The 16455-nt window shown below is 65.8% G+C and carries 13 protein-coding genes; 4 read left to right on the top strand and 9 right to left on the bottom strand.

The genetic code is table 11. The features are described 5' to 3' along the window. Position 1: 1 nt before the first annotated feature. The 5 genes from CDN99_RS09605 to CDN99_RS09585 all read right to left on the bottom strand — a co-directional run bounded on the left by CDN99_RS09605 (position 2) and on the right by CDN99_RS09585 (position 4462). Positions 2 to 1609, bottom strand: coding sequence for an efflux RND transporter periplasmic adaptor subunit (locus tag CDN99_RS09605; protein WP_088384627.1), 1608 nt, complete (start codon positions 1607 to 1609; stop codon positions 2 to 4). A gap of 27 nt (positions 1610 to 1636) precedes the next feature. After that, entirely contained in the window at positions 1637 to 2932 is a 1296-nt protein-coding gene (locus tag CDN99_RS09600) for a TolC family protein (RefSeq protein WP_088384626.1), read from the bottom strand. Positions 2933 to 3035: 103 nt separating this feature from the next. Further along, positions 3036 to 3407, bottom strand: coding sequence for a cation efflux protein, CzcI family (gene czcI, locus CDN99_RS09595; RefSeq protein WP_088384625.1), 372 nt, complete (start codon positions 3405 to 3407; stop codon positions 3036 to 3038). 94 nt (positions 3408 to 3501) lie between these two features. After that, entirely contained in the window at positions 3502 to 3831 is a 330-nt protein-coding gene (locus CDN99_RS09590) for a CzcE family metal-binding protein (protein WP_141100722.1), read from the bottom strand. Positions 3832 to 3961: 130 nt separating this feature from the next. Then, complete coding sequence (locus CDN99_RS09585) at positions 3962 to 4462, bottom strand: MgtC/SapB family protein (RefSeq protein ID WP_088384624.1); 501 nt, start codon at positions 4460 to 4462, stop codon at positions 3962 to 3964. Between the two features lie 114 nt (positions 4463 to 4576). On the opposite strand from CDN99_RS09585, the gene CDN99_RS29725 reads away from it, so the two are divergent. The 4 genes from CDN99_RS29725 (at position 4577) to CDN99_RS09565 (ending at position 9084) form a co-directional block, all read left to right on the top strand. Next, entirely contained in the window at positions 4577 to 5005 is a 429-nt protein-coding gene (locus CDN99_RS29725; RefSeq protein WP_088384623.1) for a zinc ribbon domain-containing protein, read from the top strand. A 554-nt stretch (positions 5006 to 5559) separates the two neighbouring features. Then, on the top strand, positions 5560 to 7221 hold the full coding sequence (locus CDN99_RS09575) for a phosphohexomutase domain-containing protein (protein WP_088384622.1): 1662 nt from the start codon (positions 5560 to 5562) through the stop codon (positions 7219 to 7221). Between the two features lie 356 nt (positions 7222 to 7577). Further along, the gene (locus CDN99_RS09570; protein WP_158218799.1) at positions 7578 to 8597 is read left to right on the top strand and encodes a DNA-binding protein; all 1020 of its coding nucleotides are present in this window, start codon (positions 7578 to 7580) and stop codon (positions 8595 to 8597) included. Positions 8598 to 8625: 28 nt separating this feature from the next. Then, positions 8626 to 9084 (top strand): hypothetical protein, encoded by a 459-nt coding sequence (locus tag CDN99_RS09565; RefSeq protein ID WP_088384620.1) that lies wholly within the window; start codon positions 8626 to 8628, stop codon positions 9082 to 9084. A 1055-nt stretch (positions 9085 to 10139) separates the two neighbouring features. Here the strand turns inward: CDN99_RS09565 and CDN99_RS09555 are convergent. From CDN99_RS09555 to CDN99_RS09540, 4 genes are all read right to left on the bottom strand, one after another. Further along, positions 10140 to 13052 carry a Tn3 family transposase gene (locus tag CDN99_RS09555; protein WP_259374715.1) on the bottom strand — a complete coding sequence of 971 codons (2913 nt, stop codon included), beginning with the start codon at positions 13050 to 13052 and terminating at the stop codon, positions 10140 to 10142. 129 nt (positions 13053 to 13181) lie between these two features. After that, positions 13182 to 13724 (bottom strand): nitroreductase family protein, encoded by a 543-nt coding sequence (locus tag CDN99_RS09550; protein ID WP_238139447.1) that lies wholly within the window; start codon positions 13722 to 13724, stop codon positions 13182 to 13184. Between the two features lie 71 nt (positions 13725 to 13795). Continuing rightward, entirely contained in the window at positions 13796 to 15466 is a 1671-nt protein-coding gene (gene phnE / locus CDN99_RS09545) for a phosphonate ABC transporter, permease protein PhnE (protein WP_088384617.1), read from the bottom strand. Beyond that, positions 15463 to 16446: a phosphonate ABC transporter ATP-binding protein gene (locus CDN99_RS09540; RefSeq protein ID WP_238139446.1), complete on the bottom strand. Its 984-nt coding sequence runs from the start codon at positions 16444 to 16446 to the stop codon at positions 15463 to 15465. Before CDN99_RS09540 ends, phnE begins: the two co-directional genes overlap by 4 nt. Positions 16447 to 16455 lie beyond the last annotated feature (9 nt).

The raw sequence follows: 16455 nt of genomic DNA, 5'->3' as shown, positions 1-16455 counted from the left end.
TTTAGTGGGCGTGGGAAGCCGTGGACTTGCCGGCTTCGGCCTTGGCAACGAAGCTGCCGACGGCGATGTAGGGCACACCGGCCTTCAGGCCCTCGACGATCTCGACCCGCTTGCCGTCCGTGCGGCCCACCTTGACAGGCTGGGCGACAAAGCCCGAACCGGTCTTCACGAACACGACGGGCTTCTCTTCCATCGTCTGAACGGCTTCGGAGGTCACGGTCACCGGCGCGTCGAAGGTTTCGCTTTTCATCTCGACGTTGACGAACAGGCCCGGCCGCCATGCGGTCTTGGGGTTCTCCAGCGTCACGCGGGCTTGGGCCGTGCGGGTGGACTCGCCGATGAGCGAGCCGACGTAGGCGACCTTGCCGACCGCGGACTGCTCGAACGCCGCCGCGCGCACGACCACGTTGTCGCCTACGCGCACCAGCGGCAGGTCCTTGGCGGGCACGTTGATCTGGGCCCACACAGTGCGCAGATCGGCGACCGTGAAGACATTGGCGTCCTCGCGCACCTGCTCGCCCAGCGCGATGTGCTTCTCGACGATCGTGCCGTCGAAGGGAGCACGCAGTTCATAGCGGTTGAGGGCACCGCTATCCAGCGTGGCGCCGACGGCCTGGAGCTTCTGCCGGGCGTTCGAAACCGCGATCTCCGCCTCGCGCATGGCTTGCTCGGCGATCTGCACATCCTGCTGCGGCGAGATCTTCGCGTCGTACAAGCTCTTCTCGCGCTCGTACGTGATCTTGGCCAGTTGCAGGCGCTTCTGCGCACCTTGCAAATCGGCGCGTTGGTCAGAGATCGACGTGCTGTTCACAATGGCCAGCACCTGCCCCTTGCGAACCGTCTGCCCCAGCGCCACCGGCACAGATTCGACAACGCCGGCCACGCGTGGGACCACGTGCGCGGTGGTGTCCTCGTTGAACTTGACCTCGCCCGGCAGCTGGTAGCTGGCGGCCAGCGAAGCGGCCTTGGTGGCTTCGACCACGATGCCCGAAGACTTCTGCTGCTCGGCGGACAACGCGATCACCCCTTCGCTGGGGGAGAACGGGAACGACTGGGTTTGGCCGGCGACCACAACTTGGATGACGCCGTCGAAGACATGCGGCTCTTCAACAGGTTGGGCGCTGACAAGCGCGTCCTTCTGAGCGGCGAACGTGAGCTTCTGCTCCTCGCCGCCCGGACGCTTGATCTGTGCAGTCACCTGCAGCTGAGCTGGCGCGACATCCTTGCCTGCCTGAGACACCCAGATCTTGAGGCGCGGCGTGCCTTGATCCTCGGACAGCAGCGCCTCGACGGTCACATTACCCTTGGAGATGAGCTCACCACCGCGGCTGCCCTTCTTGGCTTCTTCGTGGTGTTCGCCGTCCCCATGCCCCTTGGCGTCGTCGTGACCCTTTTCCCCACCGGCTTTGGCTTCACCGTGATGTTCGCCGTCGCCATGGCCCTTGGCTTCTTCGTGTGCGTGCGACTCTTCGCCACCGGACTTCCCGCCCGTGGTCATCAACCCGACCGCGGCCGCGGCGCCAAGCGCCAGCACCACGGCGATGGCGATCGCCTGCTTCTTGCCGGCGCCGCTGCGCAGGCGTTCCTTGAGTTCGTTCTTGGAGGTCATTTTGGAAACTCGTTGATGGATCGTTGTTCAGGGACGAGCGTCGGCGCTACCGAGCCGGCGATCGATCTCCGCGGAGAGGCGGTGGGCTTGAGAGAGCGCGGTGAAGTACTGCCCGCGCGCCTGCAAGAAGGTGCGCTGCGCATCCAGCACATCCAGGAAGCCGAACTTGCCCAACTCGAAGCCGCGGCGCGCGGCCTCGTAGGCGGTCTGGGCGCCGGGGAGCACATCGCGACGCAATGCCTCGATCTCGTCGGTGCGCGCGTCGAGTTGGTCAACGGCCTGCAGCACCTCGGAACGCAGACGCTGCTCTTCCGCTTGGGCCATCGCTTGCGCCGCGTCGCGCTTGCGCAGCGCCTGGAACTGAGCGCCCTGGTTGCGGTCGAACAGCGGAATGGGAATGGAGACGCTGATCAGCGGCTGGGTGCGGCCGATGTCGGGAGCGCGTTGCGCGCCGAGCCCCACCGTCACGTCGGGGACGCCGCGAGCTCGTTCCAGATTGAAGGCGGCTTCCGCGCGCTGAACCTCCATCTGGGCCCGACGCAGGATCGGGGAGCTCTGGATGCGGTCACCAAGGGTTTCAGCACCAGGCAGAACCGGCAGCGCGTCAGGGCTGCCGTCAACCAAGGAGATCGACCCCTGAGGCACCCCCATCACCGCGCTCAGCGCCTTCAGCGCTGCGGTGAGGTCCGCCTGTGCCAGGCGTTGCTCGATCCGCGCGGTGGATTGCGCGACACGGGCACGCGTCTCCTCGGTAGGCGACACCTTTCCCGCAGTCACGCGACGACCCACGGCGTCCGCGCCGTTGGCAGCGATGCGCAGAGACTCCTCAGCGACTTTCACGCGTTCCTGCGCGATCAGTACGTCGAAGAAGGCCTGGATGGCGCCGGCGCGAGTTTCAGCACGCTGCGTCTCTAGCTCCAGCGCTGCGACATCGCGGGTGCGCTGAGCCAACTCGACGCGAGCGGATCGCTTGCCTCCCAGCTCGATGGTCTGGCTGAGCGTGACCTGCGTCGTACGCGTGGCCTTGCGGGTGTCCTCAGTGCTCAGGCCGAGCGTGGGATTCGGGATAAGGCCAGCCTGACGAATCGCGCCGTCGTTGGACTCGAGCTCGTACCCGAACGAGCGCAAGAGTGGGTTCTGACGCAACGCCGTTTGCACGGCCGCATCGAGCGTCAGTCCGGATTGAGGATAGACCGTACCGGCCGCGGAAGCGGCGGCAGAGGCCGCGGCTTCAGGGGTTGCGGGACGGGTTTCGCCGGCTTGGGCGAAGGCTTGAACTTGGAAGAGTGCCGCACAAGCAAGCGGCACAAGCAATCTGCGCATCGAAAACTCCAGGGTTGTGGAAACAACTCGAAGGATTCGACGAAGGCAGCGCGGCTCAAGCCGCTAGAGGAGGAACAGGAAGGAACCCGCTGCGATCGCCGAATCAGGCGATGCGCCAATTGGGGCGTTCCGGATGATCCGGAGCGCGGGTCGAAAAGACTTGTTCGCTCAGTCCGCGCATGACCTGCGCGCTGAGATCTGCGAGCGCCATGCTGCTGCCTGAGACCGGCTTGGCAGCACTGAGATGGCACGTTCCGCAGTCGTTGTCCAAGCCGACCTTTCCGGGCTTGGTCTTGTCGCCAGGCAGAGGCTTCTTGCCCTGGGCCAGCTGACCGGCGTCAGCGTGCGAATGCACGTGGTGACCGAAGTGGCTGGCTTCACTTGAACTCTCGTGCTCGCAATAGGCCGCCGCTGCACCCCAGGTGAACTGGAAGGGCATCAGCACCAGCAAGAAGATGGAGAGCCAGCGACGCATGGGTGGCAGTCTAGTAGAGGCCGACGGCTCAGTGGAACCGTCGGTCTAGCCTTTTGGGGACACGAGTGGGCATTCGGGCACAGCCCGATGGAACTCAGCTGCCTTCGGACTCGTTGCGGCTGACGTAGACCGTGAAGTTCGCGTTAGCGAAGCCTTCCGGTGCGATGACGGGCAGGTTCACGGCGCGATGTTGCGCGGAGTCGAACTTCCACGTGAAGGTCTTGGCGCCGTCGCGAAACTCGACGATCTGGCCGCAGTCAACGTTGACGAAGCCGCCTTGCTTGACGTCGACCACCTTGTCGGCCTTCACGGCGGCGACAGGCAGGCCGTGGGGCGAGCGGCCGTTCATCAGGAGCTCCGGCTGGGTGGCAGCTCGGGCGCCAGCGGTCAGCATCACGGCGGCAACGGCGGAGAGGATCGACATGGAAACCTTCACTTTATGTACTCCTTGTTCGTGAACGTGACCTCCGACGGAGGCGACACAACGTTCATCGCGGAGTGAACTTTAGAAGTCGGCACCTTCCAGCAAACCGTGCGTGTTGATTACAAAACTGTCAGCTTCTGAGAGTGGCGCGGTCGGCCGCAGACGCAGGTTGAGCACCTGCGGACAGCCCTTCATCGTCGGTGCGCGCGACCTCTTTCAGCGGCGCCATCCAGCGAAGCGTGGCGTAGGTCACCACGCTGAGGATCACCGCAATGTCATACAGGCCGTAGCCCACCGCGCCGCCGACCGCGCCGGTCGCCCAAAGACTTGCCGCAGTGGCTGTTCCCGAAGCGCCGGCAGAGTGCTTCAGGATCGCCCCACCTCCGATGAAGCCGACGCCGGTGATGAGACCTTCCAGGATGCGGGCCTGACCGATCGAGTCGATGCCCAGTACACGGATGGCGACCAGCACGAAGCCACAACTGGCGATGGCCACGAGAGGGAAGGTGCGTATGCCAGCGCTGCGCTCCTTGCGCTCCCGGTCCCAGCCGATGGGCAACGCAAGCACGTACGCGATCGCCAAGTCCATCACGTGGGAGGCGATCTCGACCCAATTCACTTGACCTGTCATGTTTGGCTCCTAGCCGTTTGATAGTGAGAACGATCGGCAACGCGGCAAGCGTTAGGCATTCCTGACAACACCGTAATCGCGCCGTCAGCGGCTTGCCCGCAGTGACAACTCATCATGGCGACGCACTGGGCAGCCCCCTGGCTCCCAGCCCGCCAACCACGATGTATCGGAGCGACCATGTCCATTCTTCGCCGCCTGTTCAGCGGCCACCACAGCGGTGGTCACGGACGAAGTGATCACCACGGCGGGCATCGCCGTCTCGGCGACCCGAGGTACGACTCGCATGGCAGTCGGAATTCGGGATGGTCGGAACCGTCGCAGCCGCCAATGGCGCGCTCCAACGGACAGCATGTCGCCTGCATGCGCTGCGGCGCGAGCAACAACGCTGCAGGCCGCTTCTGTACCCAGTGCGGTTTCGCGCTGCGCCCCACGGCTTGCGGGAAGTGCGCCGAACCGCTCGGCACGGAAGGCAAGTTCTGCCCAAATTGCGGCACGCCCATTCCCGCCTCGTCTCCCGCTCCGTCTCCCGCTTCATCTGGTTGAACCTCGCTCGTCTGGACGTTCGACCTGCAGTGGCGGTGCTTCGCCGTCAGCGAGCTGTTCGATTGGTACTTCGCAGGAGCCTGGCCTGACGAGGACAAAGCGCGGGTCTGATGTCGGACGGGTCGTTCCCGCCGGCAGCAGAAGGATCCAGCCTCGATGGTTGCTGCGGTAGCTGGTCAGGGCGAAGGGAGCTGTCGTGTCTTCGGGTCGGCGGCAATCCAGAGTCGAAGCTGGCACCTTGAACTCTGCCGCGGGGCGCACCGCCCACAGCGTCGCAAGACGCCAACCCTGGTTTTCGAGATGGGTCGGCACCCCCGGGGTCGTGCAGCCCCACAGGAAGAGCGCCAGCGTCACCAGGACGATGCCCCAGTGCGGCCTGTGCCGATCAATCTGCTTGGCTCGCCCCATTTCCACCCCCGTGTGCCCGTCGATTGCCGAGAAGGGTCGAACTGTGGGACTGACAGCCCCGCCAAACACTGACCGCGGGATTACAAGACTGACAACTTCGGATCGTTCAAGGCTTCAGCGCCTCACGACCGGACCAAGGAACTCTGATGACGACACGCATTTCCCCTCGGGCCGGCCAACCGGCGCGCGAGGAGGACCTCATCGATGTGAGCGCCCTGCGGGGAGCCTATTTCTCGCTGATTCCCAACTCCGAGGACCCTCAGCAGCGCGTGCGCTTCGGCACATCAGGGCACCGCGGCTCATCCTTGGATGGCTCCTTCAATGAGCGACACATCTGGGCGATCACGCAGGCCATCTGTGACTATCGAAAGAGCGCAGGCACGACGGGACCGCTCTTCCTTGGCATCGATACCCATGCGCTGTCCCTGCCCGCGCGTACGAGTGCCCTGGAGGTTCTCGCGGCCAATGGCGTTGATGTCCGTGTGGCGCCGTCGGGCCAGTTCACGCCAACGCCTGCTGTTTCCCTTGCGATCCTCGACTTCAACCGGATGCACGCGCCTGGTCCCCTGGCCGACGGCATCATCGTGACCCCCTCCCACAACCCACCGAGGGACGGCGGGTTCAAGTACAACCTTCCGCATGGCGGGCCGGCCGACAGCCACGCCGCGTCGGTGATCGAGGAGCTGGCCAACCAGCATCTCGCGGAGCACTGCAAGCGCGTGAGACGCGTTGAAGTTGCCAGGCCATTGGCCTCCGGTGCCGCGCGCCCTTACGACTTTCTGCAGCGCTACGTGGTGGCGCTGAGCCACGTCATCGACCTTCAAGCGATTCGAGAGTCGGGCATCCGCATCGGCGTCGACCCGATGGGCGGCGCCGGCCTCATGTACTGGGAAGCCATTGCCGACAGGTATGGTCTCCCGCTGACCGTCGTCAACGCCAACATCGACCCCACGTTTTCGTTCATGCCGCTGGACTGGGACGGCCAGATCCGCATGGACCCGTCTTCCGCGTTCGCCATGCAGGCTCTCACGCGTCAGTGTTCCTTGTTCGACGTCGCGTTTGCCTGCGACACGGATCATGACCGGCACGGCGTCGTATGTCCGAGCAGCGGCTTGCTGCCACCCAACCACTTCCTCAGCGTCGCAACGGACTATCTGCTGATGCACAGACCTCAGTGGCCCATGACGGCCGCAGTGGGGAAGACCGTGGTGACCACGTCCATGATCGACCGGATCGCACAGGCCATGGATCGCCGCGTCCTGGAGACTCCGGTGGGCTTCAAATGGTTCGCCCAGGGGCTCCATGATTGCGAGCTGGCCGTGGCATGTGAAGAAAGCGCTGGGGCCTCGTTCTTGCGGCGTGACGGGTCGGCGTGGACCACTGAGAAGGATGGGATTGTGGCGGGGCTGCTCGCCGCGGAGATCACCGCCCGTGCCGGGGCGGATCCCGGGCTGTACTACCGCACGTTGAGCGCAACTCTCGGTTCGACCTGGTCAGATCGCATCGATGCGCCGGCTACACGGGGTCAGCGAACTCGGTTGGCCAACGCGAAAGCCGAAGACTTTCAGCAGCGCGTGCTCGCCGGCGATGAGATCATGCAGGTGCAAACGCGAGCGCCAGGCAATGATCAACCGATCGGCGGCATCAAGCTGACGTCGCGACGCGGCTGGGTCGCGATGCGCCCCTCAGGTACCGAGGACGTATACAAAGTCTACGCGGAGAGTTTCGAAAGCGAGGAACATCTTCAGAAGCTGCTTTGTGCTGCGCAATTGCTGGCTGACGGTGTCGTGGCAAATGCTGACCGCTGACGGCCCCTCAACGCGCAGCGCGAAGGAACTCGGTGGCCTTTGTTTGCCGATCTCGGCGCCAACTCAACAGGGTTTCGTGCTGAGGAAGGTCCAGTTGGGACCGAAGCGATCTCGTTCGACATTATTGGGACAGATCGCTCCAGCAGGCCGTTGCGCCTCGCACTAAGCCGGGTTTAAGGGGGCTGAGCGGCGCCTGACCGACTTTTCCGCCCAAGTATTCGCTCACATCGGATAATGGCCTATTAACAAATCTCATCTCTCGTGGTCCTTGGTGGCTTGTCTACGAGTTACGTATTACGTACCATCGACGATACGTAACACATACGAAATTGGTGGCAGCCATGGCACGACCCGGGGTGAGCAAGGCGGAAGTACAGCGAGCCCGTCTGGGGGTGATGAAGGCTGGCAGGCACCCTTCGATCGATGCGATCCGAATCGAATTGGGCAACACCGGTTCGAAGGCGACGATCTATCGGCATTTGAAGGAGATCGAAGCGGACGAAGGCGGCGTCAGCAGCCCCAGCACCTCCCTCAGCGAAGAGCTTCAGGCCTTCGTCGTCAACTTGGCGTCGCGGCTTGAATACGAAAGTAGGGAGCGCATCGAGGCGCAGCAGGCAGGTCACGCCGCTCACGTCAAACGCGCCGCCGAGGCGCTGGAGCGATCACAGGCGGAGGCTCGCGGCGCGCGCTTAGATGCCGAACGCCTGGCCTCGGAACTCGCCAGCGAGCGGGCGCGGCGCCACGAAGTTGAGGCCGACCTGGCAGCGGCCAAACTCGCACTCGCCCGGCAGACCGCACAGCTCAGCGCCCAACTTGACGGCGTGCAGGAACAGTTGAAGTCCGCTCAGTCCCACGTCGCCTCGCTTGAAGAGAAGCACGGCCATGCCCGGGAGGCCCTGGAGCATTTCAGGGAAGCGTCGAGAGACCAGCGGGACCGAGAGGCGCGCCAGCACGAGCAACAGATTCAGTACCTGCAGGGAGAACTGCGCAACGTTTCCGACGCGCTGGCAGCAAAGCACGGGGAACTCCGCAGCGCCTTGCAAGAAAAGGCCGACGCCTTGGGTCAGCTGACCGGCGTGCGCGCTGAGAAGCGCCAACTCGATGAACTCCTGCGCGAGCTCCGCCCCGCCGCGCAGCGGCTGGCCGCACAGAACCAGGTCGTTGATGATCTGCGGGCGCAGGCGTCGCAGGCCGGCAGCCAGTACGAAGCGCTGCTTGCTCGGGCCACTGCGCTGGGTGAGCGCAACCTTGAACTGGAGCGCGAGTTGGCCGCTCTCGGCGCCTCCGCGCAAGCGCAAGATCAGTTGATGAAGGACGTGCTGGCCCGCATCGGAGCCGCCGGCAATCCTCCAATCCTCACCCAGGCCGAGTCCTGACATCTGCCCCTTCAACGCGATCACCGCCATGCGTCAACTCTTGGACCGATTTGCCCGCGCGATGGGCTACTACACCTTGTCGGACGTGGAGGTCGCAGCACGCCGAGCTCGCGAGGCGGTACTGCCCCCCCTCCAGCAGGCGGCCCATCCAGATGGAGATGGCCTCACCGATCCAGCGCCCGAAGAGGCCAGCGAGCCAAGCGGGCCCGTCGGCCATTTGAAGTACTCCGTCTCGTATACCTTCTCATCGAGTCGCGGCACGGGCTTCGGCGCATGCGAGGTCTCGTTGAGCCATCCCGTGCGCTCGCAAGAGGACATCCAGGCAATCGGTCAGGCGCTCGCGCGGAAGTTCGCCAAGGACCCAGGTCCGAAAGCCACGGTTGTGATCCTCAACTGGCGTCGATTCGAGGACTCAGAGCCGCCCAGCGGCAGCCGCGAAGGCGTCCCAGCCGAAGAAGCGCCAGTGATCCTGAGGCTCGTCGCCTGAACGCCGAGGCGTGCTCCTGGATCTGCGTCATGGCACCATCGCCCACGCCGATGGGAGAGCATTCAGCGTGCAGCACGGCACCTACTCGGCTCGGGCAACAACGCCCATCTTGGACGCCTCATTGCAGGCCGAGTTCCGAGACTGCTGCGCCCAGCTGATCTTGGCTCTGTTGCGTCGAGCCGCGCGGATCGCCGAAGGCCCTTGACGGGGCCGCTTGCTCGCGGCGCGACGAGCAGGTCGGCGGACTAGCAGCGCCTAGGGCTCGGGTGGCGAGTTTCGGAAAAGCGCCCTTCGGGTCGGTTTTTGGTCTCCCTAGCATTCTGGGCATGAGCAAGCCGAACCGCGCCTCGCGCAAGCCGACCGCCCAACCCACCGAGTTCCAGCCACCAGAGGGCGACCATGCCTACCTCTGATACTTCCGGAATGACGGCGCCATCAACCGCCTGCTGGCGATGGTCATCAACAAGGTAGACAAGTTGCCGTGGAGCAGGCTCGCTGCGTGCTTGCGCTGTCGCTGGGCATCCAGCCAGGTGTCGAGCTTGTCGACCGTGCCGCTAGGCGCCTGTCCAGTCCTGAACAGCACGCGGCAGCAAATGAGGAGCCGGCGTATGAGGCTCATCTGACCTCGGTATGCCTTCCTGCGCGAGCCTCCCCAGTAGCTTCGCAGCCGCGGGGGAAGCAGACCTCGCGGCCAGTTCGGACAGGAACCAGCAAGGAGTGCCGGCGCCGGGAGGCGGTGCTGAATTCCGCCGCGAGAGACACGAGTCAGCCGGGCCGGATCCTGGAGGGCGACCGTAGGCGGCGGCGCAGATTCTCGATGCGCTTGGCGTTCGGACGGATGTATCGAATGCCAGAAGCTCGCCTCGTTTTTCGTGCAGGAACTGGGGTTAAGAGCTTCGAAATTGTTGATAAATCAACGGCTTACGATTTTCCGGCGCGCGAGCCCGCGTCGTTTTTCGTGCAGAGCATGGGGTTAAGGCTGGGCGCGGTATGCGTCTCTTGACAGTCCACGGCCGTGGGGTCGCCGGCTAGGGCGCTTGCGTGTTGACCTGGCGTCATGCCACCCGGGTCCGCTTGCGCGGCTGCTTGTCGAGCAGCGCATCTGTGAACGGATCGAAGTTGAAGGAGATGATTCCGCGGAAGTTGATGTGCTCGAAGTGGACCGGACCCATCCGGCGGATCCAGGAGTCCTCGATGGGTTGTCTGTTCGCTCTCCAGTAGTCGATCACATCCTGCATCTTCATGGTGTTCCAGGCGATCACCACGTTCGTGAGCAAAGTGTGGGCGCCGGAGATGGCCATGAGCTCATCGCTTCGTCGCCCTCGGCTCACCCCCACTCGGCCGTGATACACCGCGCGTTGCAGGAAGTGAACTGACTCCCCGCGGTTGAGCAGGGCGTGCATCTCCCGCCGGAACTCGGGCTTGGTGAAGTAGTCGCACAGGAAAATCGTGCGCAGCAGTTTTCCAAGCTCGTCGGCAGCGGAATGAACCACATCTCCCTTCGCGGCGCTTCCCAGCCGCGACAGCGCCTCGCGCGCGGTCAACTTGCCCTGGCGAATGGAGGCGATCAAGCGCATCAGTTCGCTCCAGCCCTCGCGGATCCGCTTGAGCGAAGCCTTCCCGACATTCAGCCGCTCCAGGTCCTCGGGCACCTGGGCTCCCCAGGGGAGGTAGATCTTGCGCTCAGACAGACGCTGCAGGCGTACGCAAAGATCGAAGCCCAGCAACTTGGAAACTGTCATGGCGGCGTTCGTGTACCCATGGGTGTCCACCGCCAGCAGCTGCAGCCGAATCTGGTCCTCTCGGCGCGAGACGTTATAGGCCTCGACCCCGTGGACCGCGCTGCCCGCCTGTCGGTCGTTCAGCACGATCGGCTGGTCGTAGAACAAGCTCCACGTATCGCTCATGTGCACATAGATGCCCACGCCATGGGTCTTGCGCCGATGCTCAACGCGCGCCGAGTGCAGATGGCGGGACGTGTCGATCGTCATCGAGTCGGCCGACGCCTTGTCTCCCTCCCCCCAAAGCGAGGCAATGGGGAACGACTGCTGGTACTCGATGACTCGGTTGTTGGCGTCGCGCAACCGGCCACGGGCCTCGATCGCTCGCATCGCAGTGGTGATGTGCGACACCTGGAGGCCGGGGATCATCGCGCAGACACCTTTGGCGGTATTCTCAGTGCCATGAGCGAAGAGGGCTCCGTACAGAGCCTTCAGTTCATCGAGATCCTTCGCGCGCCGACCCAGCAACGCCTCGCTCAATCCGGTCTTGGCGTCGATCTCGACCAGCATCCCGGCGAACTGCTGATCGCCAATCTTCTTGAATAGGGTATCGCGCGTGTTGGTAACCTGAGGTTCGACTTCGAGCGCCTGAATCGGGTCGATGTGCATTTCACCCCGGGAGTCCACTGTCACGACCCCCGTACGCACCGCTTCGCTGAGTTGCTTGAGGCACTCGTCGACGCGGGAGAGCACGCGCTGCAGGTACTTGTCGGGATCGTCCGTCAGACTCAGCGCGCGAATCAGCGACTTGGAGCTGGCGCTCCATTCCTTGGGCGGAATCAACTGCTCCTCGCGGCTGCGATGCCTGGTGCTGTGGGCGACCCATAGCTTGCCGCCTCGAACTCCCTTCCGGACGGCGGTCATGGCGCATGCCTTCAACGCTGCAAGCGCCTTCCTACGGTCGGGACTCGACAGCAAGTCGTGCCACGACGGGTCCGCCATCGAAATGTCGAAGTCCTGCGGTAAGGAGGTGGCGCCACACTCAGCCAGTGACTGCAGCGTGGTCAGCTGTTGCATCGCCTTGTCTCCGTCAACGCCCCGAATGTCCAGTACCGCGAGCGAGTGAAGCAACGCCGTTACGCGCGGCGCATCGTCGTCAACCAACGACTGGCGGATCATCGCGGCCCGCGTGCCTGCGAAGTCGTGCTCTTCCTTGGGCAAGAGCGCCCGCAGGGCCGCCACGATCTCTTTGTCCTTCAGCGACGGGTCATGCAGCACTTCCTTGAACTTCACACGCTCCGCGCGGAGATCGACGGAACTGACGGCTTGCTTCTTCTGGACACGCCCCGAGGCCTTGCGATAGAGGTCAACCACGCAGCGTCCACCGACGTCAGCGGCCTGATCGTTGAGATCCAGGAGCACCACATAGCTGAAGGCACACAGCTGCAGGATCTGCTGCTGCTCGACCAAGCGCTTTGTCTCAGACGGCGGGCGGCCAACTACCTCGTGGCCGTACGCCCGCAATCTGGTGAGCGGGATGCCTTCTAGCTTCCACGTTTCGACTCCCCACTTCTTGACGCAGTGGATCTTGTCGGTGATCTCTTTGAGCGTGGCGCGTCCGTGCTTGCCTGGCGGCTCGCGTAGCCATTCGAGTACCGTCACGCTGCCAGGGCCAGGCCGCTTGGAATAGAGCTCGCGCAGGGCCGCGATGCGCTGATGCGCCGGCACGCCAGACATGACGGCTTTGATCGCTGCCGCCTCCTGTGCGGCAAAGGCTTTGCGCGCAAGGTCGCGGATGGCGCGATCACCCGGCAACACGTAGCGCTTCTCGTAGAGCCACATCTCCGCCTGCTTCACCAGGTCATCAAGAGACACAGCAGTGGCGGCGAGCTGATGAAGAGCGTCCAGCAATGCGGCATGAACCGGCTCGTCCGCAATGCTGAAGTCCGCACGCTCTCGTGCCCATTGCTTATGGAGACCGCTGGTATGCGCGTCCTTGTACAAGGACGCAAGCGACGCAATGTCAGGAGCCCGCATGCCCATCGACATCGTCATGTATTGGAGCAGAGCCTTGGGGATCCCGGTCATCGCGTCGGGCAAGCGCCCCGTGGCCCGCAGCATCAGCAGTTGATACGCCGCACCGATGCGAGCGTTCCCACGAAACTCATGCTTGAGTTCGTGAAGATCGTCTGCGCTCAAGGCGAACGACTCTTCGACCTCGCGAGAGGAAAGCCCTCTGGGCAACACATCTCGCCCGACGAACCGTAGGTGGAAACTCGGCACTGATGTCTCCTGCGGCCCAGGCGGTGCCAGGCTTTGCGCGAAAGACTATCCAACCGGTTTGTCAGCTGCGCGACGGGGAAGACGAGATCCGGGTTAACCCGATGGCACTAACCCCAGTGAGTACATCGAAACCGAGTTCACCCCCGCGCCGCTGAGCATCTTGCCGCCGAAACCCAGCGCATGCGCCGCGTTGAGGAAGTTCGTCAGCGCCCCGCCGACGCAGGCCCATTGCTCATGCGCGGGCACTTGCGGATGGCCCAGGTCGAGCTTCGCGATCACGGCCACGGTGAGCGGCGGCAGCAGCGCGCGTTCCTCGTCCATCGCGATGCCGGCCGCGTCCTTGCCGGCCCGGCGCGCGGACTCGCCGTACAGCGCGGACATCCTGCCGCGCGCCTCGCCGCGCACGACCTTGAAGCGGAACGGCACCAGCGCCGCATGGTCGGGCGCATGCAATGCGGCCTCGACCATCAGGCGCAACTGGGCTTCGTCCGGGCCCGGCGCGGTCAGGTGCTTCGGGCCCACCGAGCCGCGCGACAGCAGCAGCCTCAGGCCGTCGACGTTCGCCGCGCGGGCCGTTGTTTCGGTGAGCGCGGCGGCCCGCGTGGCCGCCATCGCGTCGTCCGGCTTTTCATTCATCGTCGTTTTTCCCAAGGCAGGTCTGCATCACTCGCCGCGGCTGGCGCGCCTGCATGCCACCACGCCGCCGCTCATCGATTGAGCTTACGCCGCGCCGCGTACGAGCAGGCGTCGACCAGCATCACCAGCGCCAGCATCGCGATCAGCACGGTGCAGGTCTCCTGCATCTGGAACAGGCCCAGATGCAGGCTCAGCATCTGCCCCAGCCCGCCCGCGCCGACGACGCCCAGCACCGCCGCGGCACGGATGTTGTTCTCCCATCGGTACAGCGTGTAGCTGAGCAGCTGCGGCGCCGCCTGCGGCAAGGTCGCATAGGCGAAGACCTGCCAGCGCGACGCACCGGCCCAGCGCAGTGCCTGCGCGTTCTGCGGCGGCGCATTCTCCAGCGCCTCCGCCATCAACCGGCCCAGCACGCCCGTCGTGTGCAACGCCAGCGCGAGCGTGCCCGGCATCGGGCCCAGCCCCGCCGACACCAGCAGGATCGACGCCCAGACCAGTTCTGGCACGCTGCGCAGCGCGTTCAACAGCAATCGCGACACGGCGCGCACCGGGCCCGACGGCCGGCTGGCCAGCAGCGCGAAGCCCAGGCCCGCGACCGCCGCCAGGAGGCTGCCCAGCGCCGACATCGCCAGCGTCTCCAGCGCGCCCTGGCCCACGCGCAGCAGGAAGGCCGGCGCGAGCTGCGGCGGGAAGAACTCGTTGAGGAAACGGCCCATCTGCGCCAGCGCGCCGGGGCCGAGCAGTTCGCCCCACCGCAGCGGCAGGCTGGCGAAGCTCGCGATCAAGAGCGCGAGCAGCCCGGCCAGCAGCGCCCACAGGCCGACGCGGACGGGCGGGCGATCATGCAATCCATGCGCGCCGCGCGCCGGCGATGACCGGCGACTCGGACGCAGCCACGCGCTGACGCGGTCGGCCAACGCGACCAGCGCCATGAACACCAGCAGGATGGACGACACCTCGGCACCCGCGAACATCTTGGTCGCGTTGTCCAGCTGCTGCCCCAACCCGCCGGCGCCGACGAAGCCGAGCACGACGGACGACCGGATCGCGCATTCCCAGCGATAGACGGTGTAGCTGACGAGCTCGTCGGCACAGCCGGGCAAGGTGCCGAACAGCAGCGCCTGCAGGCGGCCCGCGCCGCCGCGCAGCAGCGCCTGCGTGGGCGTGGCGTCGGCGCTCTCCAGGATCTCGGCGTAGACCTTGCCGAGCATGCCGCCATAGGACAGCGCGATCGCCAGCACGCCGGCGCCGGGTCCCAGCCCGATCACGCGCACCAGCATCAGCGCCCAGACCAGCTCCGGCACCGAGCGCAGCACCACCAGCACCGTGCGGACCGTCCAGCGCAGCGCGGCCGGCGCGGCGGGCATGCGCCCCGTGAGCGCCGAGATCGACAGGCGCGCCGTCGCCAGCAGCGCCATCGGCACGGCGATCACCCAGGCCAGCGCCAGGCCCACGGTGGCCATCGCCACGGTACGCCAGGTATCGGCGGCGAGCATGGCCAGGAACTCCGCGTCGGCGCGCGGCGTCAGGAATTGCACCGCGAAACGCATCGTCGCGCGCAAGCTGCGCTCGTCCAGCAGCTCCCAGGGTCGAAACTCGCACCACACCAGCAGCGGCCACAGCAGCGCCAGCAGCGCCACGACAAGGCCCGTGCGACGCAGCGCCGCGGGATCGCGGCGCCAGGGCGCGTCGACGGCGGGCAGCGCGGCGGCGCTCGCGCCGGAGGGCGCGGACGGGCTCATCGGCACATCGCCTGCGGCGGCGTGGGCGCACCGTCGACGCCAGCGGCCGGTTCGCCGTCGATGCCGGTGCCGGTGCCGGTGCCGGTGCCGGTGCCGATGCCGATGCCGGTGCCATCGCTGTTGCCGTCGCCGGGACCCTGACCTTGGCCGTGACCGTGGAGGCCTCCGCGACCATGGCCGAGACCGTCGCCACCTGCCTCGCCCGGCGGCGACCCCTCGTCGGACTGCCCCGCATACAGCGCCGCGATGCGAGCTTCGTCCAGGCCCCGCGGCGGCCCGTCATAGACGACATGGCCGTCCCTCAACGCGATCACGCGGGGGAACAGCGCGCAGGCCAGTTCGACCTGATGCAGGCTGCAGACGAGCGTCCGGCCCTGTGCGCGGGCGGCGTCCCTCAACACGCCGAGCGCGCGCTGGGCGCGCTGCGGGTCGAGCGCGGACAGCGGCTCGTCGACGAGCCAGAGGCGTGCCTTCGACACCAGCAGCCGCGCCAGTGCCACGCGCTGCCGCTCGCCGCCGGAGAGCTGATCCACGCGCGACCACAGCCGGCCGCCAAGCTCCAATTGATCGAGCGCGTCGAAGGCGAGCCGCGCCTGATCGGCGCTCGGGCTGAACAGCATGCGCAGGCTCTGGCCGAAGGCCGCGCCGGGCAGCCGGCCGGCGAGCACCGCGGTGACCACGCGCTGCCGCGGCGGCAGCGGCGGGTGCTGCGGCGCGAGCATCAACTCGCGGCGCAGCCGGTGGCGATCGCGGTGCGACAGCGCCCAGGCGTCCTGCCCGACGAAACGCAGCGCGCCGGCGCCCGGCCGCAGCGCCAGCGCGAGCCCGTGCAGCAATGAGGTCTTGCCCGCGCCGGACGCGCCGATCAGCGCCACCTGCTCGCCGGACTCGATCGTCAGCGACAGCGGGTGGACGAGGGTGCGGGGGCCGGCCCGCAGGTGCAGGCCGTCCAACGACAGCAGCGGCATGGGCAGGCTCACGAACGCCCG

The sequence above is a fragment of the Roseateles aquatilis genome (genome assembly GCF_002205645.1).
GTDB lineage: Bacteria > Pseudomonadota > Gammaproteobacteria > Burkholderiales > Burkholderiaceae_C > Roseateles > Roseateles aquatilis.
This window is presented reverse-complemented; position numbering and strand designations above follow the sequence as displayed.